Annotated in this window: 14 protein-coding genes and 1 pseudogene; 6 read left to right on the plus strand and 9 right to left on the minus strand. The window is 59.4% G+C overall.

Annotated features, from left to right (window positions below; translation table 11 throughout):
* Positions 1-39 precede the first annotated feature (39 nt).
* Positions 40-2,670 (plus strand): MGH1-like glycoside hydrolase domain-containing protein, encoded by a 2,631-nt coding sequence (locus ACYZTY_RS11595; protein WP_461958593.1) that lies wholly within the window; start codon positions 40-42, stop codon positions 2,668-2,670.
* Between the two features lie 295 nt (positions 2,671-2,965).
* Here ACYZTY_RS11595 and ACYZTY_RS11600 read toward each other — a convergent pair whose 3' ends face one another.
* From ACYZTY_RS11600 to ACYZTY_RS11615, 4 genes are all read right to left on the minus strand, one after another.
* A complete protein-coding gene (locus ACYZTY_RS11600) occupies positions 2,966-4,696 on the minus strand; it encodes a hydrogenase maturation protein (protein WP_461958594.1) in 1,731 nt (576 codons plus the stop codon).
* Between the two features lie 406 nt (positions 4,697-5,102).
* Complete coding sequence (locus ACYZTY_RS11605; protein WP_461959301.1) at positions 5,103-6,950, minus strand: amidohydrolase; 1,848 nt, start codon at positions 6,948-6,950, stop codon at positions 5,103-5,105.
* Between the two features lie 295 nt (positions 6,951-7,245).
* Positions 7,246-7,560 (minus strand): SCP2 sterol-binding domain-containing protein, encoded by a 315-nt coding sequence (locus ACYZTY_RS11610; protein WP_007946492.1) that lies wholly within the window; start codon positions 7,558-7,560, stop codon positions 7,246-7,248.
* Between the two features lie 64 nt (positions 7,561-7,624).
* On the minus strand, positions 7,625-8,335 hold the full coding sequence (locus tag ACYZTY_RS11615; RefSeq protein WP_461958595.1) for a histidine phosphatase family protein: 711 nt from the start codon (positions 8,333-8,335) through the stop codon (positions 7,625-7,627).
* A gap of 204 nt (positions 8,336-8,539) precedes the next feature.
* Between ACYZTY_RS11615 and sohB the strand changes: the two genes are divergently transcribed.
* On the plus strand, positions 8,540-9,562 hold the full coding sequence (gene sohB, locus ACYZTY_RS11620; protein ID WP_461958596.1) for a protease SohB: 1,023 nt from the start codon (positions 8,540-8,542) through the stop codon (positions 9,560-9,562).
* A 177-nt stretch (positions 9,563-9,739) separates the two neighbouring features.
* Complete coding sequence (locus ACYZTY_RS11625; protein ID WP_461958597.1) at positions 9,740-13,546, plus strand: dermonecrotic toxin domain-containing protein; 3,807 nt, start codon at positions 9,740-9,742, stop codon at positions 13,544-13,546.
* A gap of 47 nt (positions 13,547-13,593) precedes the next feature.
* Here ACYZTY_RS11625 and ACYZTY_RS11630 read toward each other — a convergent pair whose 3' ends face one another.
* Positions 13,594-14,088 (minus strand): DUF934 domain-containing protein, encoded by a 495-nt coding sequence (locus ACYZTY_RS11630; RefSeq protein ID WP_461958598.1) that lies wholly within the window; start codon positions 14,086-14,088, stop codon positions 13,594-13,596.
* Entirely contained in the window at positions 14,072-15,730 is a 1,659-nt protein-coding gene (locus tag ACYZTY_RS11635; protein WP_131061531.1) for a nitrite/sulfite reductase, read from the minus strand. The genes ACYZTY_RS11630 and ACYZTY_RS11635 overlap by 17 nt, the downstream gene beginning before the upstream one ends.
* A gap of 523 nt (positions 15,731-16,253) precedes the next feature.
* Here ACYZTY_RS11635 and ACYZTY_RS11640 point away from each other — a divergent pair.
* Entirely contained in the window at positions 16,254-17,327 is a 1,074-nt protein-coding gene (locus ACYZTY_RS11640; RefSeq protein ID WP_461958599.1) for an ABC transporter substrate-binding protein, read from the plus strand.
* Here the strand turns inward: ACYZTY_RS11640 and ACYZTY_RS11645 are convergent.
* From ACYZTY_RS11645 to metH, 3 genes are all read right to left on the minus strand, one after another.
* Positions 17,324-17,542, minus strand: coding sequence for a DUF2970 domain-containing protein (locus ACYZTY_RS11645; RefSeq protein ID WP_438659021.1), 219 nt, complete (start codon positions 17,540-17,542; stop codon positions 17,324-17,326). The genes ACYZTY_RS11640 and ACYZTY_RS11645 overlap by 4 nt on opposite strands.
* A 220-nt stretch (positions 17,543-17,762) precedes the next feature.
* Entirely contained in the window at positions 17,763-18,758 is a 996-nt protein-coding gene (locus ACYZTY_RS11650; protein ID WP_461954766.1) for an IS110 family RNA-guided transposase, read from the minus strand.
* A 378-nt stretch (positions 18,759-19,136) separates the two neighbouring features.
* Positions 19,137-22,847, minus strand: a complete 3,711-nt coding sequence (gene metH, locus ACYZTY_RS11655) for a methionine synthase (RefSeq protein ID WP_461958600.1) — start codon at positions 22,845-22,847, stop codon at positions 19,137-19,139.
* 155 nt (positions 22,848-23,002) lie between these two features.
* Here metH and ACYZTY_RS11660 point away from each other — a divergent pair, with 155 nt between their 5' ends.
* A complete protein-coding gene (locus ACYZTY_RS11660) occupies positions 23,003-25,300 on the plus strand; it encodes a fatty acid cis/trans isomerase (RefSeq protein WP_461958601.1) in 2,298 nt (765 codons plus the stop codon).
* A 238-nt stretch (positions 25,301-25,538) separates the two neighbouring features.
* Positions 25,539-25,751 (plus strand): annotated as a pseudogene (locus ACYZTY_RS11665) (acyltransferase family protein); the annotation flags it as partial.
* Positions 25,752-25,777 lie beyond the last annotated feature (26 nt).

Below are 25,777 nucleotides of genomic sequence, written 5' to 3' on the forward strand. Positions count from 1 at the left end.
CACTACACTGCAACCGTCTCTAGCCCAACGGCGCCCCCCATGACGGCAAAGCACGCAGCAAACATCCTCGACACCACTGAAGGCCTGCGCCTGGCCGGCCGCGATGCCGAGGCCTGGCGCGAATGGGGCCCTTACTTGAGCGAACGCCAATGGGGCACGGTGCGCGAGGACTACAGCGCCGATGGCGATGCCTGGGGTTATTTCCCCCATGATCACGCCCGCAGCCGCGCCTATCGATGGGGCGAGGACGGGCTTGCCGGGTTTTGTGACAAGGCTCAGCACTGGTGCCTGGGGCTGGGCCTGTGGAACGAGCGTGACCCGATTCTCAAAGAGCGTCTGTTTGGCTTGAACAATGCCGAAGGCAATCACGGCGAGGACGTCAAAGAGCTGTATTTCTATGTCGATGGCGTGCCAAGTCATGCGTACATGCGCATGCTCTACAAATACCCGCAGGCCGAATTTCCCTACGCCGACCTGGTGGTTGAAAATGCTCGCCGTGGCTTGGCCGATACCGAGTACGAAATCCTCGATACCGGCGTGTTCGAGGACAACCGCTATTTCGATGTAACGGTGGAGTACGCCAAACACGCGGCCGATGACCTATTCATGCGCGTCACCGTGCACAACCGGTCCGATCAGCCGGCACGGCTGCACGTGTTGCCGCAGCTCTGGGCTCGCAACACCTGGAGCTGGGCGCCGGACGGGCAGCCACCGAGCCTCACGCTGAGCGGCGATGAGGTCCTGGCCCGGCATCCGCAAGTCGCTGATCGGCAGGCCAGCGCCTGGGGCGAGGAAGACTGCCAATGGCTGTTCTGCAACAACGAGAGCAACTTCCCCAAACTCGATGGCGTGGCGGCGAGCGGTCCATTCAAGGATGGAATCAACGATTTTCTGGTCGCGGGCAACAACGATGCGATCCGCCATGATGCGGGGACCCGGGTGGCGGCACACTTCACCCTGGCTTTTGCAGCAGACCAAAGCCGATGCGTGTACTTGCGTTTCGCTCCGACCAGCGCGGTTCAGGTCAACGCCAAAGCCCTGTTCGTTCGGCGTCGCAGTGAAGCCGATGATTTTTACGCAGCCCTGCAAGCCGGCATCGACGATGCGGATGCGCGCAACGTTCAGCGTCAAGCCCTGGCCGGGTTGCTCTGGTCGAAACAGCTGTATTACTTCGACGTCAATCAGTGGCTCGACGGCGATCCGGCTCAACCTTCGCCGCCGCCCGGGCGTTCGCACAGGCGCAATACCCATTGGCGCCACCTGTCGAACTTCGACATCGTGTCGATGCCAGACACCTGGGAATACCCGTGGTACGCCTCGTGGGATCTGGGCTTTCAGGCCGTGGCGTTTGCGCTGATCGATCCCGCATTCGCCAAGCATCAATTATTGCTGCTGGTCAAAGACCGCTTCATGCACCCTAACGGCCAGTTACCGGCCTACGAATGGCGTTTCGACGACGCCAACCCGCCGGTGCATGCCTGGGCCTGTTGGCGGGTGTATCAGCAGGACAAGGCGCTGACCGGAACAGGGGACATGGATTTCCTCGAACGGATCTTCCACAAACTGCTGCTGAATTTTTCCTGGTGGGTCAATCGCAAGGACGCCGAAGGGCGCAACCTGTTTCAGGGCGGTTTCCTGGGGCTGGACAACATTGCGCTGTTCGACCGCTCGGCGCTGTTGCCGCCCGGCTATCAGCTCGACCAGGCCGACGGTACGGCGTGGGTCGCCGCCTATGCGCTGGACCTGATGCGCATCGCGCTGGAACTGGCCAGGCGCAACGCTGTGTATGTCGATATTGCGGTGAAGTTCTTCGAACACTTCCTCTACATCGCCGGGGCCATCAATCGGGTCGACTCCGATGCCGAAGGCCTGTGGGACGAGCAGGATCACTTCTTCTACGACGTCCTGCATCGCCCCGAAGGCGTGAATGAGCCACTGCGTTTGCGCTCGATTGTCGGCCTGATGCCGCTGTTTGCCGTGCAAGTGCTGGAGCAACACGAGCATGAAGGGCTGCCCGGTTTGCGTGAGCGTTTGCTCGGTTTCATGCGGCATCGCCCGGACCTCGCCAGCCTGATCTCACGCTGGACCGAACCGGGCGAAGGCAACCGGATGCTGTTGGCGCTATTGCGTGGCGAGCGCACCAAGGACCTGCTCAAACGCATGCTTGATGAAAGCGAGTTCCTCTGCGAATTCGGTATTCGCTCGTTGTCCAAAGCCTTCGCCGAACAGCCATTCGGCCTGCAAATCGATGGCGAACGGCTTTGTGCCCATTACGAGCCGGCAGAATCCGAATCGCGCCTGTACGGCGGAAACTCCAATTGGCGCGGGCCGGTGTGGATGCCGATCAACTACATGCTGATCGAATCCCTGCGCGAGTTTCATCGCTATTACGATCAGAACTTTTCGGTGGAATACCCTACGGGGTCGGGGTTTCTGGCGTCACTGGAAGAGGTGGCCGACAGCTTGAGTCAACGACTGACCCGGCTTGTGCTTCGCGATGAAGCGGGCAATCGGCCGTCAATGGCGGCGTATACGCAGTTGCAGGCTGACCCTGCCAGCCGCGATCTGGTGCTGTTCCATGAGTATTTTCATGGGGAAACCGGACGCGGATTGGGGGCCAGCCATCAGACGGGATGGAGCGCGCTGATTGCGTTGTTGTTGCAGCCTTGATTGCGCAATTGCAGAGATTTGTGCCCGACGCAGAACCCCTGTGGGAGCGAGCAAGCTCGCTCCCACAAGTAATGCTGTTCACTTAAGCGCGGGCACTCATTTGTGGCGAGGGGATTTATCCCCGTTCGGCTGCGAAGCAGTCGTAAATCCAGACGACTCGGTCTGTCTGAACGGGCCTAGGGGGCCGCTTCGCAGCCCAACGGGGATAAATCCCCTCGCCACAGGTTCTCGCTCGACTGATGATTGTCTTAAGTGAACAGCTTTCCGCTCCCACAGGGGATTGTCGGTATTTGGCTTATGTAGCCGTGGCCAAACTCTGCGTCCGACTACGCTGCCGTGCCCACGGCGCCACCAGCCGCATCGGGGTGCCACACGCCTTGCGCTTGAACACAAAATTGCGGCACTTCTCGGCGAACCGGTTGCGGTCGTGCACCATGTCCAGTTCCATCTGCTGCAGTTCGGCATTTCTGCAGTGCTGCATGAGTTGGGTATCGAACCGCTCCTTGCGCTCGCGCACAGCGGTATACGCCGGATCGGTCAGCGCATTGCCCGCCCGTTGCAACAACCACTGGCCAAACGCTTCCGGGCAACGTGGGCCGATTTCCTGAACCATGCCCAGTTGCATTGCCTGGGTCGCGCTGACCGGCAGGCATTCCTCGCAGAGTTTTTCCGCCATCTGCGGGCCGACGGCGCGGGGCAGGCTGTAGGTCCAGTATTCAGAGCCATACAGCCCCATGGTTTTGTAGTGCGGGTTGAGCACGATATCCGCACGGGCGAAGACAAGGTCTGCGGCCAGCGCCAGCATCACGCCGCCGGCCCCGGCACTACCCGTCAGGCCGCTGACCACCAGTTGCCGGGCGCTGAAAAATTCCGCGCAGACGTCATCGATCGCCTGGATGTTGGCCCAGGCCTCAAGCTCCGGCGCCTCGGCGGCCTGGATCACGTTGAGGTGCACGCCGTTGGAGAAACTGCCGCGCCCGCCCTTGATCAGCAGCACCTGAGTGTCTCGGGATTTGGCCCAGCGCAGGGCCGTGACCAGTCGCTGGCATTGCTCCGTGCTCATGGCACCGTTGTAAAACTCGAAGGTCAGCTCGCCGACAGGCCCCGATTCACGGTAGCGGATCGGTTGATAGGTTTCGGTGTTGTAGAGGGTTGAGGCAATCGGTTCGTCAAGTGTGGTCACGTCATTCAACTGCGCGCCTAGTACGTGTCGGGCCGGGCGCTTGAAGGTTTCTTCGCCGGGCCGGGGTTTGCGTCGCAACGAACCGATCCACACACTGCGATCGCCGGTGGCGACCAGTACCGCGTCGTCGCGCACCGCCAGAATCTCTCCGGGCGTGCCGCTACGTGAATCCAGATGGGCGTCGTACACGTAATACTGACCACCCGCCAGGCTCGCCAGAACACCGGGCTGACCGTCGGCGGCGTCGATGCAGCGTTTGATGAAACGTGAGCAGTCGTGCCAACTGAACGTCCGATCAGCCTGCGTCATGTTCGGCTGCAAGCCGCCCACCACCCGAGGATGGGCATAGTCCACCGGTACTGGCACATAACCGTTGATGAATTTGTCTACGACATCACGAATGCAGCGGATCGCCGCATCGCTGACCGGGCCGTTGTACAGCTCGGATTTGCGCAGGCCTTGGGGCAGTTTGAAACAGCAGGTGGACCAGACCGGCCCGGCGTCCATTTCTTCCACGGCTTGCAGCGCGGTGACACCCCAATGGGTCAACTCACGGGTGATGGCCCAGTCCAGTGCGCTGGCTCCACGGTCGCCGACAATGCCCGGATGAATAATCACAACGGGGCGTTCACGGTTGCTCCACAATTGTTGCGGCACCCGGTCCTTGAGGAACGGGCAGATCACCAGGTCGGCGCCAGACTGTTCAATCTGCTCGCAGACTGTTTTTTCGTCGGTGAACAGCACTACGCTGGGGCAATGCCCCGTTTCGCGTAACGCTAGCCAGGCTCTTTGACTCAGGCCATTGAATGCCGATGACAACAGAATAATGTTGAGTGGTCGCATGTTTGTCTCTTCCTTGAGGATGGCCGGCCATCGGCCTCGAATGAGCCGTCATTGGCTTTCGATGAAAGTTATCGTGCGGGATTTACAGGCGCGGGAAGTTGACGTGGGTCAAACCATTCCTGCTTGATTGTTAGTTGAAAGAGTAGAACTAACGCCCTCGTACTGACACCTGTAAGAAGTAACAGTTTATTAGACGAGTTTGCGATGACGGCGGTAGCTAAAGAAGGGGACAAATAGATTCGCGACAGTCGTCGCAGCTAGAGAAGTCTGCTTGATGCAGAACCCTTGTAGGAGTGAGCCTGCTCGCGATGGCGATAGTCCAGTCAACATCGACGGTGGGTGTCAGACCGCTATCGCGAGCAGGCTCGCTCCTACAGGAGATTTTCGGTGTTTGTCAGGTCTTTGTTTAAAACGCGAAACACGAGCAGCCAAACGCCCCCCAGAACCCCTGAAAGTCACTGACCGGCGCTGACGACAATCGCGCTCGCTCATGACTGTGTGCATGCACCGCACACGCGCCGACGCATTGATGCACCTGCGCCGTCAGTGGTGCCAGGGGTTTCCAGTGGCCCGGCACTTTGGCGACGGGCGACCATTCAGGCACCACAGGCACCGGCGGCGGCCCGAGTTTTTCGAACTCGACGGCGCCATAGACGATCTTCCCGTCGACGATGGTCAACACCGACTCAATCCATTTGACCGCTTCATCCTCAATGTGGAAGTAGTCCGCCGACAGCGCAATCAGATCCGCCAATTGCCCGACTTTGATCTGACCTTTCTTGCCTTGTTCGGAGGAAAACCAGGCGCTGCCGTGGGTGAACAGCTCCAGTGCCGTGTCGCGACTCAAGCCTTGCGGGTACAGCTCCAATCCACCGACGGTGCGGCCGCTGACCAGCCAATACATCGAGGTCCACGGGTTGTAGCTGGAGACGCGCGTGGCATCGGTGCCGGCGCCCACCGGAATGCCTTCGGCGAGCATGCGCGCAATCGGAGGCGTGTGTTCGGCGGCTTTGGCGCCATAGCGATCGACGAAGTATTCACCCTGAAAGGCCATGCGATCCTGGATGGCGATACCGCCGCCCAAGGCTTTCACCCGCTCAATGTTCTGCGGGGTGATGGTTTCGGCATGATCGAAAAACCACGGCAAACCGTCGAACGGAATGTCGCGATTGACCTTCTCGAACACATCGAGCATGCGGCTGATCGATTCGTTGTAAGTGGCATGCAGGCGGAATGGCCAACGTTGTTCCACCAGATGGCGCACCACCGGTTCCAGCTCTTGTTCCATGGTTTGCGGCAGGTCCGGGCGTGGCTCGAGGAAGTCTTCGAAGTCTGCCGCCGAGAACACCAGCATTTCCCCGGCACCGTTGTGCCGCAGGAAGTCGTCGCCCTGGCCGTAATGGGAAGTGCTGGTCCAGTTTTTGAAGTCGGTCAGCTCTTCCTTGGGTTTCTGGGTGAACAGGTTGTAGGCGATGCGCACGGTGAGTTGTTGGTCTTTGGCCAGTTGCTGAATCACCTGGTAGTCGTCCGGGTAGTTCTGATAACCGCCGCCGGCATCGATGGCGCTGGTAACGCCGAGGCGATTGAGTTCGCGCATGAACTGGCGGGTCGAGTTGACCTGATACTCCAATGGCAACTTCGGTCCCTTGGCCAGGGTCGAGTAGAGAATCATCGCGTTCGGGCGGGCGATCAGCATGCCGGTGGGATCGCCGTTGGCGTCACGCTGGATTTCTCCGCCAGGCGGGTTCGGCGTGTCACGGGTGTAACCGACCACTTTCAGCGCGGCGCGGTTGAGCAGGGCGCGGTCGTAGAGGTGCAGCACGAACACCGGCGTATCCGGCGCGGCCTTGTTCAGCTCATCAATCGTCGGCAGGCGTTTCTCGGCAAACTGGAATTCGTTCCAGCCACCGACCACCCGCACCCATTGTGGCGTGGGCGTACGGTCGGCCTGGTCCTTGAGCATGCGCAAGGCATCGACCAGCGACGGCACACCTTCCCAGCGCAGTTCGAGGTTGTAATTCAGGCCGCCGCGGATCAGGTGCAGGTGCGAGTCGTTGAGACCGGGAATCACCGTGCGGCCGTGCAAGTCGATGATTTGTGTGCCGGGGCCTTGCAGGGCCATGGCCTGGGCGTCGCTGCCGACCACCACGAAGCGTCCGTCCTTGATCGCGACGGCGCTGGCTTGGGGTTTCTTGCGATCGACGGTGTGCAGGCGTCCGTTGTATAGAATGAGGTCGGCGGGGGTATCGGGCATGGTTTTACTCCCTGCGAATAGCGGGCTGATCCAGGCACCGACGGCGCCTGCCGAAAGGCCTTGCAGTACACGTCGGCGGTTGAAACCTTCGTGGTCGTCAGGTGGGCTCATGGGCAGTGCTCCGCGCCAAATGATCGAGGGGCAAACAGCCGATGTCTGACGCATGCGGCCAGAAGGAATATAGACGGCAAATCCACAGGTAGCCGTTTTTGGGGGGCGGAAAACGACGAATCCCGTCTCTAGGGGCGGGATTCGTGTGCAACCAGGAAGGTTTCCGAAGACGGAAACCGCCGTCTTAGCTTGGGAACAGCTCGGACAGTTTCATCGCCAGCATCATGTCGCCTTCAGCGCGCAGTTTGCCGCCCATGAACGCTTGCATGCCGTCGGTCGAACCGTCGACGATGCCTTGCAGGGTTTCGCCGTCCATCACCAGAGTGACCTGGGCGTCAGGGTTTTCGCCTTCTTGCAGCTCGCAGGTGCTGTCTTTGACGATCAGCGAGAAGTTTTTGGTGTCGTCGATGCGGAAACCGAAGACCAGGTCCAGACCGGCAGCGGCGGCTGGGTTGAACTTGGCTTTCATTGCTTGTACGGCATCAGCTACGGAGGTCATGGTTCGATCCTTTCTTGGGTAGTTAGAGCTGGGTGATTACAGCCAGGGTCACAATAGTCCGGACTCAGCGAAACGTGATGAGTTCCGGTGCCTTCAACAGTTGCAAGTGCGCATGACTGTTGAAAGAAGACAGAGCCACCTCGCGACCGCGAAACTTCAGCAGGTTGAGCGAGGTGTTGACGATTTGCCAATTCAGTTCAAACGCCTGCCTTGCCGGCATTTGCGTAATGAGGTGCAGCAGGGCAGTGATGGTGCCGCCGGAGGTGAACACGGCGATTTTCTGGGTGTTGTCGGCGCTTTCGAGAATGCGGTGAAGACCGGCCTGCACGCGTTCGACAAAACCCAGCCAGCTTTCAAGCCCCGGCGTGTCATAGGTGCCGGCGAGCCAGCGTTCGATGATCAGGGCGAAAATGCGCTGGAACTCGGCACGGTTTTGCGCGGCGTTGCGCAGGATCTCCAGTGCTTGCGGCTCATCCTCCAGCATGGCTGGCAGCAGCGCGCGGATCACCGCGTCGGCGTCGAATTCATTGAAGGCGGAATCGATTTCCAGGATCGGCACCGGCATGCCTACGGCAGCGAACTGTTCCAGCGCGCTAGTGGCCGTATGCTGCTGGCGGCGCAGGTCGCCCGAGAGGCAGCGGTCGAAGCTGACACCCAGCTCGGCGAGGTGCTGGCCGAGGATTTCTGCCTGGCGAACACCGGTCGGCGACAGGACGTCATAGTCGTCTGCACCAAAGGAGGCCTGGCCATGTCGAATCAGATAGATGCTGCCCACGTCCGCGTCATCCCGGTACGTTGAAGGTTTGGCGAGGTTATGAGGATGACGGAGAGCTGTCAATGAAAAAACATACGCTTGTTTGAAATGCCCGTTACAGGCGTGTTGCCAGAGGTTTCACGGCTGGCCGCCGAGGCGGAGCATGGGTATGCTGGCGTTGTCCCGCGCGTGTTTTAAGCCGCGCATCGTTTTGAAGGAGTCACTGTGGAGTTTTTGTCCGAGTACGCCAGTTTTCTGGCCAAGACCGTGACACTGGTGATCGCCATTCTGGTGGTCCTGGCCAGTTTCGTGGCGTTGCGCAGCAAAGGTCGGCGCAAGTCGGCCGGGCAGTTGCAAGTCAGCAAGCTGAATGATTTCTACAAAGGGCTGCGCGAACGCCTTGAGCAAACCTTGCTCGACAAGGACCAGCTCAAGGCCTTGCGCAAGTCCCAGGCTAAAACCGATAAAAAGCAAAAGAAGAAACCCGAGGTCAAACCACGGGTATTCGTGCTGGATTTCGACGGCGACATCAGGGCGTCGGCCACTGAAAGCTTGCGCCACGAGATCACCGCGCTGTTGACGTTGGCGACGCCAAAAGACGAAGTGGTGCTGCGTCTGGAAAGCGGCGGCGGCATGGTTCACAGCTACGGCCTGGCGTCCTCGCAACTGGCGCGCATTCGCGACGCCGGCGTGCCGTTGACCATCTGCATCGACAAGGTCGCGGCCAGCGGTGGCTACATGATGGCGTGCATCGGCGAGAAGATCATCAGCGCTCCGTTCGCGATTCTGGGCTCGATCGGCGTAGTGGCGCAGTTGCCGAACGTCAATCGCTTGCTGAAAAAGCACGACATCGACTTCGAGGTTCTGACTGCCGGCGAATACAAGCGCACCTTGACCGTGTTTGGCGAAAACACCGAAAAAGGCCGCGAGAAGTTTCAGGAAGACCTGGACATCACCCACCAGCTGTTCAAGAACTTCGTCTCGCGCTATCGCCCGCAACTGGCCATCGACGAAGTCGCCACCGGTGAAATCTGGCTCGGCATCGCTGCGCTGGATAAACAGCTGGTGGATGAGCTGAAGACCAGCGACGAATATCTCGCTGAACGGGCGAAGAAGTCCGAGCTGTACCACTTGCATTACGCCGAACGCAAAAGCCTGCAAGAGCGTATCGGCATGGCGGCCAGTGGTTCGGTTGATCGCGTATTGCTGAGCTGGTGGAGCCGGTTGACTCAGCAACGCTTCTGGTAATTTTCTACACCGAACAAAAAATTGAAACCGTGGATGTCCACGGTTTTTTTTTTGCCTTCAGAAAGGTCCACGGGGAAATAGCGAACTTTCCTAGGGCCATTGTCGATCGCTCCGGCTTTCGACTGGACTCAGGCCGGGTAGGGTGATGGTCCTGAAATGAATGCAATGGAATGCACCATGAATGAACCCGACGATAATGTTGCCGGCCCCCATCCAGTACCGACTCTGCCAATGCGCGACGAACTGCAAGCCATGGTGGATCTCGCCTTGCCGCAATCCCCCGGCCAGTTTGGCGAACGCTTGATCAAGGAAAAGTGGGGGGCGGACATCGATCCGCGGACGGCCTTGTTGGTCACGCTTGATTACCACTACAAGGGCCATCCCGCAGAAAACGGTATCGAGCAAGGGCGAGTGGCGAGTTCCCGTTCGCTGCTGCAAACGCTGCTGTCCAACTACCAGACCGTGGGTGACGGTCGTTTCGCTGAAACGGCATTCGGTCTGTACACGCCGCCGGACATCGGGCCAACGGTCCGGATGGTCGAACACGTCGACGAGTTCGCCGATCACGGCAGCGGCAATCACCAGATGTACGAAGGCATTTATCGCCAAACCACACCGCAAGCTTATGGGCCGAAGACCCAGATCACTCTCAGACCCGCCGATTTCAAGAAATGGGTCTGGGAACTGGAGTTAAAGAACTTGTACCAAGCGTATCTCGATCAGGTCTGGCCTGCCGATGACGTGCTCGTTGCGGCCACACCTTACGCCTTGAGAACGTCGGTCAAAGCAGCGTTCGTCATGGCCGCCTGGTTGCAGCATCATGAGCAACGCCTGACGCAAAAAGGTCTGGAGCTTGCGATGCGGGCGGCAGGTTTGCCAGCCGATCAGCCATGGGCAACGCTGACCCTTGAGCAACTGCAAGCACCGGCGCGCGTTCCTTCAACCGCCAAATTTGGCCTTCTGAAACTGTACCGTTACACCGCGACCGATATCTGGGTCTTCCGCGACACTGCCAGTGCCCGCGTGCTGGTGTACATCCCTGGCAATTCTTCTCCGTTGCATGAATTTGCCGATGCCACGCAACTGCACCAATGGATTGTCGCCCAGGGCAAGTCCAGCAAGGCCAAACAGGCATTGGCCCTCCACTTTGCCGAGGACGATCGCGAGGACGGTACGTTTCACGCCGGTGTGCTGACGGCGCTGGATGGCATGGCGCTTTATCCTGCAAAGCACTGGCTGACCCACAACGCCGGCTTCTTCAACAACGACGGCTATTGGGACCCGAACGAGTACATCGGCTACGACGATCCGGCCGTCGCCACCGATCCTTTTTCCCGGTTGGTACTGACGATGAAGCAGGCCGCACGGTCAGGCATCGCGACCATCCGTGACGATGCGCAGGTCAACCGGGATCAGTTGAGCGCTGTCGTCGAACCGATTGTGCAATGGGTCAACCGGTTTGCTCCGCTCGCCATATTCGTCCCCGGAGGCGAGGGGCTGCTGGCATTGGCCGGGCTCATTGACGCCGGTTATGGTCTGAATCAGGCGGTCAACGGAAAGACCCTGAGCCAACGTTCGGAAGGGCGGACGCGCACGGTGTTTGGCTTGCTGAATGCGTTGCCGATGCTGGGTGCAGAGTCGGCTGTGAAGGGGGATGTTGCCGAGGCCGATAGCATGGCGGAGCGCGCCCACGAGCCCGGCGCTGATCCGGGAGAGCAAGGGCCTCGACCCGCGTCGGATGCAACCGTTGCCCCGACGCCCATGAGCAACCGGACCGAGCTCATCCGTGGAATCGGTCCCTCGGTGGCCTCCTTCAACGATGAGATCCTGGAGCAGATCGCCAAGGTCAGCACGATTGACGACGACATGCTGCGGTTGATGCAAACGGGCCGCCCACCGACCCCCTTGCTGGCGGACACGATCAGCCGCTTCAAGATCGATCAGGACCTCGGTCCGGCCGGGAACCCCGTGTTATTCAATCAACATTACGAAGCGCTTCAACGGTCGGAGCATGAATGGGTCCGACTGTTTCAGCGCGAATACCCGGGCCTGCCGACAACCGCCATTGAGCAAATGCTTGACCGCTATGGCGTCGACATCCAGGCATTGCCCGACGCTACCGAGGCCAGGCAAGTGTTCACGCGGCTGGACAGCAAGGCGCGCCAATACCAACAGCATGTACGGCTCGATCGAGCCTATGAAGGCTTTTATCTGCAGTCGGTGGTGAGCGCCGAGACGGACACGCTGGCATTGCACTCCCTGAAAAACCTGCCCGGCTGGCCAAAGGATTTGCGAATCGAGATCCTCGACGGATCGTCCACTGGCCGGGTTCTCGACCGATGTGGCCCCCTTGATACCCCTCATAACCGAAACGTCATCAAGGTGGGAAACCGTTACCTGCGACAAGGCCGGCAAACGGATTTCTACGACGCGATCCTTGGCGTGCTGTCGGACAAGGAACATTCGGCATTGCATTTCACCTCTCCGGATCCCGCCAGTGAGTTGCGGCTCAGCATCAGCGATAGGGCATTGTCCCGTTCAGAAACCATCCTGGGTTTGCAACGGCTGGACACCGGTCTGACCTTCGAGCGGCAGGGCCTGCGCGGCGGAGGTTACCCGGCGACACCGCAAGGCGAGGCCATGAAGTTGCAAGCGACCAAGTTGCAGATCAAGGACATTTACCCGGACATCACCGACGCGGGTGTTGATCAGGTGCTGCAGTTCGCGGGTGTCAGGGTGCAGGCGTATATCGACCAGTTGAATCTGCAACTGCAACAGCTTCACACTGATCTGAGCGGCTGGATTGATCAAGCGGCGCAAGACATTGCCGACATGGATATTTCCTTCGTGGCCATGGGTGATGAGGAGGCAGAGGGCATGAGCCGCGCGCAAATCGCCGTGCACAATGCTCACCTGCTGCAAACCGCCCTGGAACAGGAGCGTGGGGTCAGGACAGAGCTCGCCGAGGAGCTTGTCGCCATTTGGCAAAAGCGCGGGTCGCTGCAGGATCATGTTTATGCAGACGGGCAACTGCGCGGTGTCAGGCTGGATCTGACCTTCGAGGACTACCACCGATTACCCGCCTTGAATGTCAGGCTCACCGATGTGATCGAATTGTCGATGCGGGGTTTTCACCTGGCCGAGCAGGACAGTTTGAACGGGTTCCTGGAGAATTTTCCAAACCTTGAAGTGTTGAATCTGGAACGAGTCGACTTGCGTCATTTCTTCGTGGACGGCGACGCAGGGCGCGCCTTGCCGCCCGTCATCGGCCAGTTGACCCACCTGACCTCACTCAACCTGCGAGCCACTCAGCTGGTATTTTCCGAGAGCGCCGCTTCGCAACTGAGTGAGCTGACCCACTTGCAAACGCTGGACCTCAGCGACAACCCGCTAGGTGTGCCGCCTATGGTGCTGGGCATGGACAATTTACGTCAGCTCAACCTGAGGAATACCGGAATTACCCGCTGTCCGGTCGGGATCAAGGACGAGCCTTATCTGACGATGCTGGATTTGCGCGACAACGGTATTACGCGGGTCCCGCCAGCGATAATGAATCAGGCGGTGGCCGACGACCGCGTGCTGTTATGGGGGAATCCGTTGACCGACGAGGACACGTTGCGTCGGTTGGTCAGTCATCGCGAACAAACGGGAGTCAATCTGTGGTTGAGCGTGCCGGGCGCAGACTATGGCACGCCGACGGTATGGTTACGCGACTGCGACGAAGCGTTGCAACAGTCCCGGCAAGCCCTTTGGCAGCGACTGGCAAGCAAACCCTCCGGTACGCGATTTCTAGCCGTAATAGACCGGCTCAGCCTGACGGCCGACTTTCAGGTCAGTTACCTGTCGCTTCAGGCTCGGGTCTGGCGATTATTGCAAGAAGCAGATGCCACGGATGAAATGTGGGGGCGGATGAGTCGTAGCAGCGGGCGGTTTGATCACCCGTTGGCGGCGTTCAGGGCGCTGGAGGATCGTGCCGGTTTCTAAGCGAAGGAGGGAGCCTTGAACCCCGGGCGGGGTTCAAGGTTTACCGGTCAGCGGCGACGGAACAGCGGCAGCGGTTCGTCGGTAGCGGCCTGATAGGTCACGGAGAAGTCCTTGAGACTTTCCAAGGCTTCGTACGGGTCTTTATCGGCGCGCAACGCAAAGGCGTCGAAACCGCAGCGACGCAGGTAGAACAGCTGGTCGCGCAGCACATCGCCAATTGCCCGTAGTTCGCCTTTGAAACCGTAACGGTCACGCAGCAAACGGGCATTGGAGTAGTTGCGGCCATCGGTAAAGGCCGGGAAGTTCAAGGCGATGACCTGGAAATTCGCAACGTCCTCACCGATTTCTTCGGCTTCTTCGTCAGCGTCCAGCCAAACGCCCAGGCCGCCGTCGCGAGCCTTGAGCATGCGCGCGTGTTCACGCCACAGCGTCAGCGGGACGATCAGGTCGTCGCAGTTGCTGACGTCGTCGATGTTGAAGTCCTTTGGCAGCAAGTGCCAGGTTTCGTCGACGACCTCGTTGTTCTTAATGATTCGCTGCATAGACGCGCTCCTTGAAGAGGTCGATGCCAATACGCTGATAGGTGTCGATGAAGCGCTCGTCTTCGGTACGTTGTTCGATGTACACGTTGATCAGCTTTTCGATCACATCAGGCATGGCTTCCTGGGCAAAGGACGGGCCGAGGATCTTGCCCAGGCTGGCGTCGCGGCTCGCGCTGCCACCGAGGGAAACCTGGTAGAACTCTTCGCCTTTCTTGTCCACCCCGAGAATGCCGATGTGGCCGACGTGGTGGTGACCACAGGCGTTCATGCAGCCGGAGATGTTCAGGTCCAGTTCGCCAATGTCGAACAAATAGTCCAGGTCGTCGAAACGACGCTGGATCGACTCGGCAATCGGGATCGACTTGGCGTTGGCCAGCGAGCAGAAATCACCGCCAGGGCAGCAGATGATATCGGTCAGCAAGCCGATGTTCGGCGTGGCGAAACCCTGTTCGCGCAACTCGCCCCACATCGCGAACAGTTGGGTCTGTTCAACGTCGGCCAGAATGATGTTCTGCTCGTGGGAGGTGCGCAGTTGACCGAAGCTGTAGCGATCGGCCAGGTCGGCCACGCCGTCGAGCTGCTTGTCGGTGATGTCGCCCGGAGCAACACCGGTCGGCTTCAGGGACAGGGTCACCGCCACATAACCCGGCTTCTTGTGGGCCAGGGTGTTGCGGGTGCGCCAGCGCGCGAAACCCGGGTGTTCTTTGTCGAGTTCGGCCAGCGCAGCGCTCTGATTGTCCAGGGCCTTGTAGTCCGGGTCGACGAAGTGCTTGGCGACGCGATGCACTTCGGCTTCGGTCAGCGTGGTCTGGCCACCGCGAAGGTGTTCCATTTCCGCGTCGACTTTTTGCGCGAAGACTTCAGGTGTCAGCGCCTTGACCAGAATCTTGATCCGCGCCTTGTACTTGTTGTCACGACGGCCATAGCGGTTGTAGACCCGCAGGATGGCGTCGAGGTAGCTCAACAGGTCTTGCCACGGCAGGAATTCATTGATGAACGCGCCCACCACCGGCGTACGGCCGAGGCCACCGCCCACCAGCACACGGAAGCCCAGTTCGCCTGCGGCGTTGTGTACCGGCTCAAGGCCGATGTCATGGACTTCGATGGCGGCACGGTCAGAGGTCGAACCGTTGATCGCGATCTTGAACTTGCGTGGCAAGTAAGCGAATTCAGGGTGGAACGTGGTCCACTGACGAACGATCTCGCACCATGGGCGCGGGTCGATCAGCTCATCGGCAGCGACACCGGCGAACTGGTCGGTGGTGACGTTGCGCAAGCAGTTGCCGCTGGTCTGGATCGCGTGCATCTGCACGGTGGCCAGCTCGGCGAGGATGTCCGGGATGTCTTCCAGCGCCGGCCAGTTGAACTGCACGTTCTGCCGGGTACTGATGTGGGCATAGCCCTTGTCGTAGTCGCGGGCAATCTTGGCCATCATTCGCGTCTGGCGCGAAGTGAGCTGGCCGTAAGGCACCGCCACCCGCAACATCGGCGCGAAGCGTTGGACATAAAGCCCGTTTTGCAGGCGCAGGGGGCGGAATTCTTCTTCGCTCAGCTCGCCTGCCAGATAGCGTCGGGTCTGATCACGGAACTGCTTGACGCGGTCCTCGATGATCCGCTGATCGTACTCGTCGTATACGTACATATAAGTCCTGTTCTCAGGCTTGGGCCGGTCGGATCCCGTTGCGTTTTTTCGCCTGGAGGTCTCCGATACTGCCTCGGCAATTCTGCGCGCACGGCCGCGCACTCCCTACGGAGCCGGGGCAAGATACCAGTTTGCAGTTATGCGCAAAAGTGATGTTTGAGTATATGCAAAGAACCAAAACGACTAACGAGAACCGTTATTGGTAATCCCGTATTTGTAGTGCGGGCAATCGTCGTCTTTACTGTGGTCGAGTCTTTATGCAATCACCGATAAAACCGACAAGAGGCGATGCAATGAGCAACCCTACCAAAGCGACAAAGCCTGATAGCACGGTCGATGCTTGGGCGATTCTGTTCCTGATCATCCTGGTCGTGGGCACTGCAGTATTTTGGGTCAGCCATCAATAACCGACCCCGTCCTGGCCCGGTTCCGACGATTGTCGGACGAAAACCGGAATAAACCCCGTTTGCCGGGACTTCGCTGGCTATAATGCGCGGCGAAATTTCCGGGGGCTCGGACGTTAATGTTGAAGTTTTTCTACACCTTCCTGCTGATGCTGGGCGCGGCTTATGGCCCTGCTGCGCGCGCGGAGTCGGTGTTGTTCCTGAATCCCGGGAAGACGGACGAAGCCTTCTGGCTCAGCTATTCGCAATTCATGCAGGCAGCCGCCACGGATCTGGGCATTGATCTGCGAATTCTCTATTCCCAACGCATGCCTGAACTCACCGTGGCGCAAGCTCGCCTGGCGCTGCAAGGTCCCGATCGTCCGGACTATCTGGTGTTCGTCAACGAACAGTACGTCGCCCCGCAGATTTTGCGTCTGGCCCAGGGCAGTGGGGTCAAGCTGTTTACGGTCAACGCTGCGCTGACGGCCAATCAGCTGAGCCTGCTGGGCGAGCGTTCCGATCGATTGGGTAGCCTGGTGCCGAACGATGAAGAGGGTGGCTACCTGATGCTCAAGGAGCTGATTCGCCAGCATCCACCGGTGGCGCCCGGTCAGGTCATCGAATTACTGGCATTTTCCGGCCTGAAGATCACGCCGTCGGCGCAACTGCGCGAGCAAGGCATGATGCGCGCCTTGGCCGAGCACCCGGAAGTACGTCTGCGCCAGCTGGTTTACAGCGGCTGGACCCGGAACCGGGCTTACGAGCAGGCCAAGCTGTTGTTCCGACGTTACCCAAAGGTCTCGCTGGTGTGGTCGGCCAATGACGAAATGGCCTTTGGTGCCATGCAGGCGTATTCGGAAACGGGCGGAGTGCCCGGCAAAGACGCGCTGTTCAGCGCGGTGAACACGTCGCCCGCCGCGTTGCAGGCGATGGTCGACGGTCGGATGAGCGTGTTGTTGGGCGGGCACTTCACGTTGGGCGGTTGGGCGCTGGTGGAGTTGCATGACCTTGAACGGGGCGTGGATCTGGAACAGTACGGCGGGCGCGACCGGCTGATTCCATTACTGCAACTGATCGACAAGGCCCAGGCCAAACGCTTGCTGGCCATGGGCGCATCACCGAACTATGGGGTGAACTTCCGTCGTTTGTCTGCCAAAGGCCGGCCGACGTCCTATCGCTATCCGTTCAGCCTGCAAACCCTGATGCGCTAAACCCCGGCCAGATGCACCACCAGCTGCACGATGCCGAACAGCGTCAATGCAAACACCGCCGTAAACAGAATCCCCAGAATCACGAAATGACTCGGCTTGCCGTGGGTGAAATCCCGCGCCCGGTTCTTCCCGCTCTGCACCCCGAACGCCGCCGCCATGACGCTGTGCAGCATTTGCCAGAACGTCGGCGGCTTGTTGTCGACTGGATCGTCCATAAATCCCTCGTCATGTATGTGTGTCAGGCAAGCATAGACAATCCACGGCATACACAAACCAAATGTGGGAGCGAGCCTGCTCGCGATGGGGCCATAACATTCAACATCTTCGTTGACTGTTACACCGCCATCACGAGCAGGCTCACTCCCACCCTTGATCCGGTTGATCCGGGCATTTTCGACCCCCCCCCAAAAACACCTGTAGATACTCTGTTCACGGTCAAGCTTTCGCGAGATGTTTTTCGCTAAAAAGCTTGGCCGTATTAAATTCTTCTCCAGAACGCATGCATGCCCATAACCCGGTCAGGTATTTGCGCATCACTGCTCCGATGGCCTGCATTTTCTTCTTGCCGCGGGCTACCAGCGCCTCGTAAAAGGCTTTCACATTCTCATCACAGCGAATTGCCGTCATTGCCGGCATGAACATCGCTGCACGTAAATACGCGTTGCCGCATTTGGACATTCGGCCTGGCCGGTTCACGCTGGTGCCTGACTGGGTCAACCTTACATCGAGTCCTGCATAACGGCTTACCTGCGCCGATTTAAGCGTCACAGGAAGTGTCGTCAACTCAGCCAGTGCTGCGATGGCCGAGGCCTCTCCCACGCCGGGTGCAGCCATCATGCAGCGAAACTGCAAGCTCAGATCTGGGCATTTGGCGATGGCCTCGCGAGCGGCCTTCTTCAAACGATCAATCCGTGTGTCTAGCGCTGCAATCGCATCTTTTTCATCCTCGATCAGCAGCTCAACACTCGTTTCCGTCGCTTGTAGTGCGTGCAACTCATTCTTGGCTCGGGTCCGATGGCCAATCAGCCGGTTGATATGGCGACCAATAGCACGCAGCATCAGTTGATCTGCAGTAGGTGGCACCCACAGTCTAGGCGCCATACGTTCGCCATACTCGGCCAGCAACTGAGCATCAATCTGGTCAGTTTTGCTGTTTTGCAGCATCAGCTTGGCAAAGTTATGGAAGCTTTTGGGGTTGATCACCGAGACCGGTAAGCCGGCGGCATGCAACTCTATCGCCAGGTCCAGGTAGTAAATGCCGGTGGCCTCCATGACCACGCTCAGCGGTTTGAGGCCCAACATCTTGGTCACGGCAGCCTTACGCCCCTTGGGTGTGTGCTGAATGTCCCACTGGCCTGATGTTTTACCGTTCTGCCGCCATCCCATAGCAGATGTGCGGGCACCAATGTCTATGCCGACATGAGTATTCATGCTTTTCACTTCCCTGACTTTCGGTAAGATTGCTCCTGGTTCCCCCGACCTCGAACTTCATGCCACTGCAACCTTGTAATGCGAAGTCCGACTTGTCGGCTTCTCGATACTCTTCGTGGTGGGCAATGAGGCGGGGGGGCCTCTCTACAGACAAGGTCAGGAGTAAATCCTGCCTTTAGGAGCGATCGACCTCCCCCAGAAACACACTTGATGTTGTATGAGTCCTTGAGCGTAACCTCTCTCGTTGGAATCAGGGTCAACATACAAGGAGCGAGGCTTGCCCGCGAAGGCGGCGTAACAGTCAACGAAGATGTTGAATGTTATGACCTCTTCGCGGGCAAGCCTCGCTCCTACAAGGGATCTTTGTTGGCTTAAGGGTTAGTTGTCGTACCCGAGGTTCGGTGCCAACCAGCGTTCGGTCACGCTCAATTCCTGCCCTTTGCGCGATGTGTAGCTCTGCACCTGATCCTTGTCGATCTTGCCCACCGCAAAATACTGCGCTTGCGGGTGAGCGAAGTACCAGCCGCTGACCGCTGCCGCCGGGAACATCGCGTAGTGCTCGGTGAGGAACACGCCGCTGCGGCCGGCTTGCATTTCGCGGGCTTCGGGGTCAAGCAATGCAAACAGGGTGCTTTTCTCGGTGTGATCCGGGCAGGCCGGGTAGCCGGGAGCAGGGCGGATGCCGGTGTATTGCTCTTTGATCAGCGCCTCGTTGTCGAGCGTCTCGTCCTTGGCATAACCCCAGTAGTCTTTACGCACTTGCTGGTGCAGCCATTCGGCACACGCCTCGGCCAGGCGGTCGGCCAAGGCCTTGACCATGATCGAGTTGTAATCGTCGCCAGCGTCTTGATAAGCCTTGGCCACTTCCTCGGCGCCGATCCCGGCGGTGGTGATGAAGCCACCCACGTAGTCGGTGATTTCGCTGTCCTTCGGTGCTACGAAGTCGGCCAGCGAGAAGTTCGGCTTGCCGTCGGTCTTGATGATCTGCTGACGCAGGTGATGCAGCTTGGCAATCGCCTTGCCGTCATCGCCGTAGACTTCGATGTCATCCTCACGCACCTGGTTGGCGGGCCAGAAGCCAAACACCGCGCGGGCGCTGATCAGTTTTTCGTCGATCAGTTTGGCGAGCATTTCCTGCGCGTCGGCGTACAGCGAGGTGGCGGCTTCACCGACCACTTCATCGGTGAGGATGCGCGGGAACTTGCCGGCCAGGTCCCAGGAGATAAAGAACGGCGTCCAGTCGATGTATTCGGCCAGGACTTTCAGGTCGATGTTGTCCAGCACTTTGGAACCGGTGAAGGTCGGTTTCACCGGCTCGTAGGCACTCCAGTCGAACTGCGGCTTCTTGGCGATGGCGGCCGGGTAGCTCAGGCGTTCGGTGCGGGCGCTGCGATTGGCGGTGCGTTCGCGAACGTCGATGTATTCCAGGCGGGTCTTCTCGACGAACGCCGGTTTCAATTCCTTGGACAGCAACTGCGTCGCCACGCCCACGGCGCGGGAGGCGTCGGTGACGTAGATCACCGCATCGTTGCTGTACTTCGGCTCGATCTTCACCGCCGTGTGCGCCTTGGAGGTGGTCGCGCCACCGATCATCAGCGGCAGATGGAAGTCCTGACGCTGCATCTCACGGGCCACGTGGACCATTTCATCCAGCGAAGGCGTGATCAGGCCGGACAGGCCGATGATGTCGCACTTCTGCTCCTTGGCCACCTGCAGGATTTTCTCTGCAGGCACCATCACGCCGAGGTCGACGATGTCGTAGCCGTTACAGCCGAGCACCACGCCGACGATGTTCTTACCGATGTCGTGCACGTCGCCTTTCACCGTGGCCATCAGGATCTTGCCCTTGGCTTCCGGCTTGTCGCCTTTTTCCAGTTCGATGAACGGGATCAAGTGCGCCACGGCCTGCTTCATCACGCGGGCGGATTTCACCACCTGCGGCAGGAACATTTTGCCGGCACCGAACAAGTCGCCAACGATGTTCATGCCGGACATCAGCGGCCCCTCGATCACTTCGATCGGACGCGTGAAGGACTGACGCGATTCTTCGGTGTCTTCAACAATATGCGTGGTGATGCCCTTGACCAGTGCATGCTCCAAACGCTTGTTGACGGGCCAGCCGCGCCACTCTTCGGTCTCGGCCTCCTTGACGCTGCCGTCGCCCTTGTACTTGTCGGCAATGGCGAGGAGGGCGTCGGTGCCTTCCGGCGTGCGGTTGAGTACCACGTCTTCGACCGCATCACGCAGCTCGGCCGGGATCTGGTCGTAGATCTCCAGCTGGCCGGCGTTGACGATACCCATGGTCAGGCCGTTGCGGATCGCATACAGCAGGAACACCGAGTGAATCGCCTCGCGCACCGGGTTGTTGCCCCGGAACGAGAACGACACGTTGGAAACGCCGCCGGAGGTCAGTGCGTACGGCAGCTCATCGCGGATGTAGGCGCAGGCATTGATGAAGTCCACCGCGTAGTTGTTGTGTTCTTCGATGCCGGTGGCCACGGCGAAGATGTTCGGGTCGAAAATGATGTCTTCCGGCGGGAAGCCGACTTCGTTGACCAGAATGTCGTAGGAGCGTTTGCAGATTTCTTTCTTGCGCGCTTCGGTGTCGGCCTGGCCGGCTTCGTCGAACGCCATAACCACCACGGCGGCGCCGTAGCGCTTGCACAGTTTGGCGTGGTGAATGAACTGCTCGACGCCTTCTTTCATGCTGATCGAGTTGACGATGCCCTTGCCCTGGATGCACTTGAGGCCGGCTTCGATCACTTCCCACTTCGAGGAGTCGATCATGATCGGTACGCGGGAGATGTCCGGTTCGCCGGCAATCAGATTGAGGAAGGTCACCATGGCCTTCTTCGAATCGAGCATCCCTTCGTCCATGTTGATGTCGATCACCTGGGCGCCGGCTTCGACCTGTTGCAGGGCGACTTCCAGGGCTTCGGTGTAGTTGTCTTCACGGATCAGACGGGCGAATTTGGCGGAACCGGTGATGTTGGTGCGCTCGCCGACGTTGACGAACAACGAGCTGCGATCGATGGTGAATGGTTCCAGACCCGAGAGGCGACAGGCCTTCGGGATCTCCGGAATTTCACGCGGCGCGTAGCCGGCCACTGCTTTGGCGATGGCTTCGATGTGGCCCGGCGTGGTGCCGCAGCAGCCGCCGACGATGTTGAGGAAGCCGCTCTGGGCGAATTCTTCGATGACCTTGGCGGTTTCCGACGGCAGTTCGTCGTACTCGCCGAATTCGTTCGGCAGGCCGGCGTTCGGGTGCGCCGAGACGTGGGTGCCGGCCTTGTTCGACAGCTCTTCCAGGTACGGACGCAATTCGCTGGCGCCGAGGGCGCAGTTCAGGCCGACGGAAATCGGTTTGGCGTGGGCCACCGAGTTCCAGAACGCTTCGGTGGTCTGGCCCGACAGGGTACGGCCGGAGGCGTCGGTGATGGTGCCGGAAATCATGATCGGCAGTTCGACGCCCAGTTCTTCGTAAACCCCTTGCACGGCGAAGATCGCGGCTTTGGCGTTCAAGGTGTCGAAGATGGTTTCAATCAGGATCAGGTCGGCGCCGCCTTCGATCAGGCCTTTGGTGGCCTCGGTGTAGTTTTCCACCAGTTCATCGAAGGTCACGTTGCGGTAGCCGGGGTTGTTCACGTCCGGTGACAGCGAGCAGGTGCGGCTGGTCGGACCGAGCACGCCGGCGACGAAGCGCGGCTTGTCCGGGTTCTCGTGGGTTTTCGCATCGGCGACCTTGCGCGCCAGGCGGGCACCTTCTACGTTCAGTTCGTAGGCCAGTTCTTCCATGCCGTAATCGGCCATGGAAATCCGGGTGGCGTTGAAGGTGTTGGTTTCCAGAATGTCGGCGCCGGCATCCAGGTAGGCTTTCTCGATACCGCCAATCACGTCCGGGCGGGTCAGCACCAACAGGTCGTTGTTGCCTTTGACGTCGCTCGGCCAGTCAGCGAAGCGTTTGCCGCGGTAATCCTGCTCTTCGAGCTTGTAGCTCTGGATCATCGTGCCCATACCGCCATCGAGAATCAGGATGCGCTCTTTGAGGGCGTGCTTGAGAGCTTGAAGGCGAACACTGCGATCGGACATTGGGACTACTCGGAAAGACCATGACGAAGGGCCGGGATGATAGCAAACCTGTGCGGTTTTAGAGCATGCGCCGGTTTTTCATGAATATCGCTCATGTTGGTGCAGGTGCCGGACCGGTAGAATCGCGGCGTTTTTCCATGATCGGGACCAGGGACATGTCGTATCGCGTCATCACCAGCATTTTTATGCTGCTTTTAAGCTGGGATGCCGTTGCGCAAGAACCCGCGATTTCCCCTGCCATTTCCTACAGCCGGGACATCCAGCCGATCTTCACCGAAAAGTGCGTGGCCTGCCATGCCTGCTACGACTCCGCCTGTCAGCTCAATCTGGGCAGCGGCGAAGGGGTGGCGCGTGGCGCGACCAAAACCCCGGTCTACGACGGCGAACGCAGCCAGGCCGCCGCGCCGACCCGGCTGTTTTATGACGCCTTCGGAAAACGCGCCTGGCAGCAGAAGGGCTTCTATTCGGTCCTTGACGCCCAAGGCAGCCAAGCGGCGTTGATGGCGCGAATGCTGGAGCTGGGCCACACCACGCCACTAACGCCCAACGCCAAATTGCCGGAAGACATCGTCCTGGGCCTGAACCGGGAAAACATGTGCGCCATGCCGGCGGAGTTCAACGGCTACGCCAGTACCCACCCCAAAGAAGGCATGCCGCTGGCGGTCACCGGCCTGACCGACCAGCAATACCAGACGCTGCAACGCTGGCTTGCCTCCGGTGCGCCCATCGATGAGCAAGGCCTGGTCCCAAGCGCGAAGGAAGCCTTGCAGGTGGTGCAGTGGGAAAATCTGCTCAACGCCCGGGGGGCGCGGCAAAGCCTGGTCGGCCGCTGGTTGTTCGAGCATTGGTTCCTTGCCCATCTCTACTTCAAGGACGGCGAGCCGGGGCATTTCTTCCAGTGGGTACGCTCGCGAACGCCGACCGGGCAGCCTATCGACCTGATCAATACACGTCGTCCGAACGATGATCCAGGCACCCAGGTGTATTACCGCTTGTGGCCGGTACAGGGCGTGATCGTGCACAAGACCCACATCACCTATCCGCTGAGCGCGGCAAAAATGGCGCGGATCAAAAGCCTCTTTTACAGCGGTAACTGGCAGGTCAACGCCTTGCCGGGATATGGGCCGGAGCGCCGGGCCAATCCGTTCACCACGTTCGAAGCGATCCCGGCGCAGGCGCGTTATCAGTTCATGCTCGATAACGCCGAATACTTTGTACGCACCTTCATTCGCGGCCCGGTCTGCCGCGGCCAGATCGCCACCGATGTGATCCGCGATAACTTTTGGGCGCTGTTTCAGGCGCCGGAACACGATCTCTACATCACCGACCCGAACTATCGCGGCCAGGCCACGCCGTTGCTGGCCATGCCGGGGCAAAACGACGACGTCGGCAGCGTCCTCAGCCTGTGGCATGACTACCGAAACAAGCGCAACGAGTACGAAGCGCTGCGCCGGGATAATTACGCCGAGCTGCCGGCGCCGAGCTGGTCGACCCTGTGGGCGGGCAATGACAACGCGCTGCTGAGCATCTTTCGGCATTTCGACAGCGCTTCGGTAAACAAGGGCCTGATCGGCGACGTGCCGCAAACAATGTGGTTGTTTGACTTTCCGCTGCTGGAGCGCACCTATTATCAGTTGGCGGTCAACTTCGACGTGTTCGGTAACGTCTCTCACCAAGCGCAGACGCGGCTGTACTTCGACCTGATCCGCAACGGCGCCGAGCAGAATTTCCTGCGTCTGATGCCGGCCGATTCTCGGGACGATTACCTCGACGATTGGTATCAGAGCGGCGGCCAATTCAAGATGTGGCTGGATTACGAAGCCATCGACAACGACACGCCGACGGCGCTGAGACTGGATGAGAAAGACCCCAAGCGCGACTTTGCGATGCAGTTGCTGTCCCGTTATGGGGAGCTCAACGCCAAGCCCGATCCGATCAATCGTTGCGACGGTGCTTATTGCTCGCGGCCGAACATCGACCCGGACTTGCAGAGCGCCGAGCAAGCCTTGAGTCGCCTGACTTCACGCCCGGCGGCCGGTTTGAGAGTCATCGATCAGCTACCGGAAGCGACCATGCTGCGCATCGAAACCGCTGGCGGCAAACGCGAGGTCTACAGCCTGCTGCGCAACCGGGCTCACAGCAACGTGGCCTTCCTGCTCGGTGAATCGCTGCGCTATCAGCCGGGGCTTGATACGTTGACCATTTTTCCGGGCGTGCTCAGCAGCTACCCGAATTTCATGTTCAGCGTTCCCGCCGACCAGGTCCCGGCATTTGTTGATGCAATGGAAAACGCCAAAGACGCGCACCGCTTCGAGAAAATCGTCGAGCGCTGGGGTATTCGCCGCAGCCATCCGCAGTTCTGGTTTTACTTCCATGACCTGAGTCGCTACCTCCACGAAACCGAGCCAGTGGAAGAGGGCGTGCTGGACATGAACCGGTACGAGAATCTTTGATCGACTTTTGAACGCTGCACGGTGTCGGATTCTATAGGCACCGCCGCCCCCCTGGTAGGAGCGAAGCTTGCTCGCGAAGAGGCCGGTTCATTCAGCATCATTGTTGGCAGGTCGATCGCCTTCGCGAGCAAGCTTCGCTCCTACAGGAATTTGCGGTGGTATGCATTTATAGGTCGGGAGGGCGGTCAATGTTGATTTCTGTACAAGCCCTGCGCGCCGCCGCGGCCTGGGCGGTGGTCACGTGCTGGTGCTGTCTGCCGGTGGATTTGTCGCACAGCGTTATGGCGTGAATCCCTACGTGATGTTCGCCGTTTGCGCGGCGACTATCGGTCTGGCGTCCTGGGCAAGTTACGAATTTGTAGAAAAACGCAGCTAGCAGTGGCTTAAAGCCCGGATTGACGGCGAAACGGTTCTTCAGTCCGCAGCGGCTCTTTCCCGACAAAAATACTAGGACTTTGTACGGCGCGATGATTGGCG

Source organism: Pseudomonas sp. LB1P83 (genome assembly GCF_054897885.1).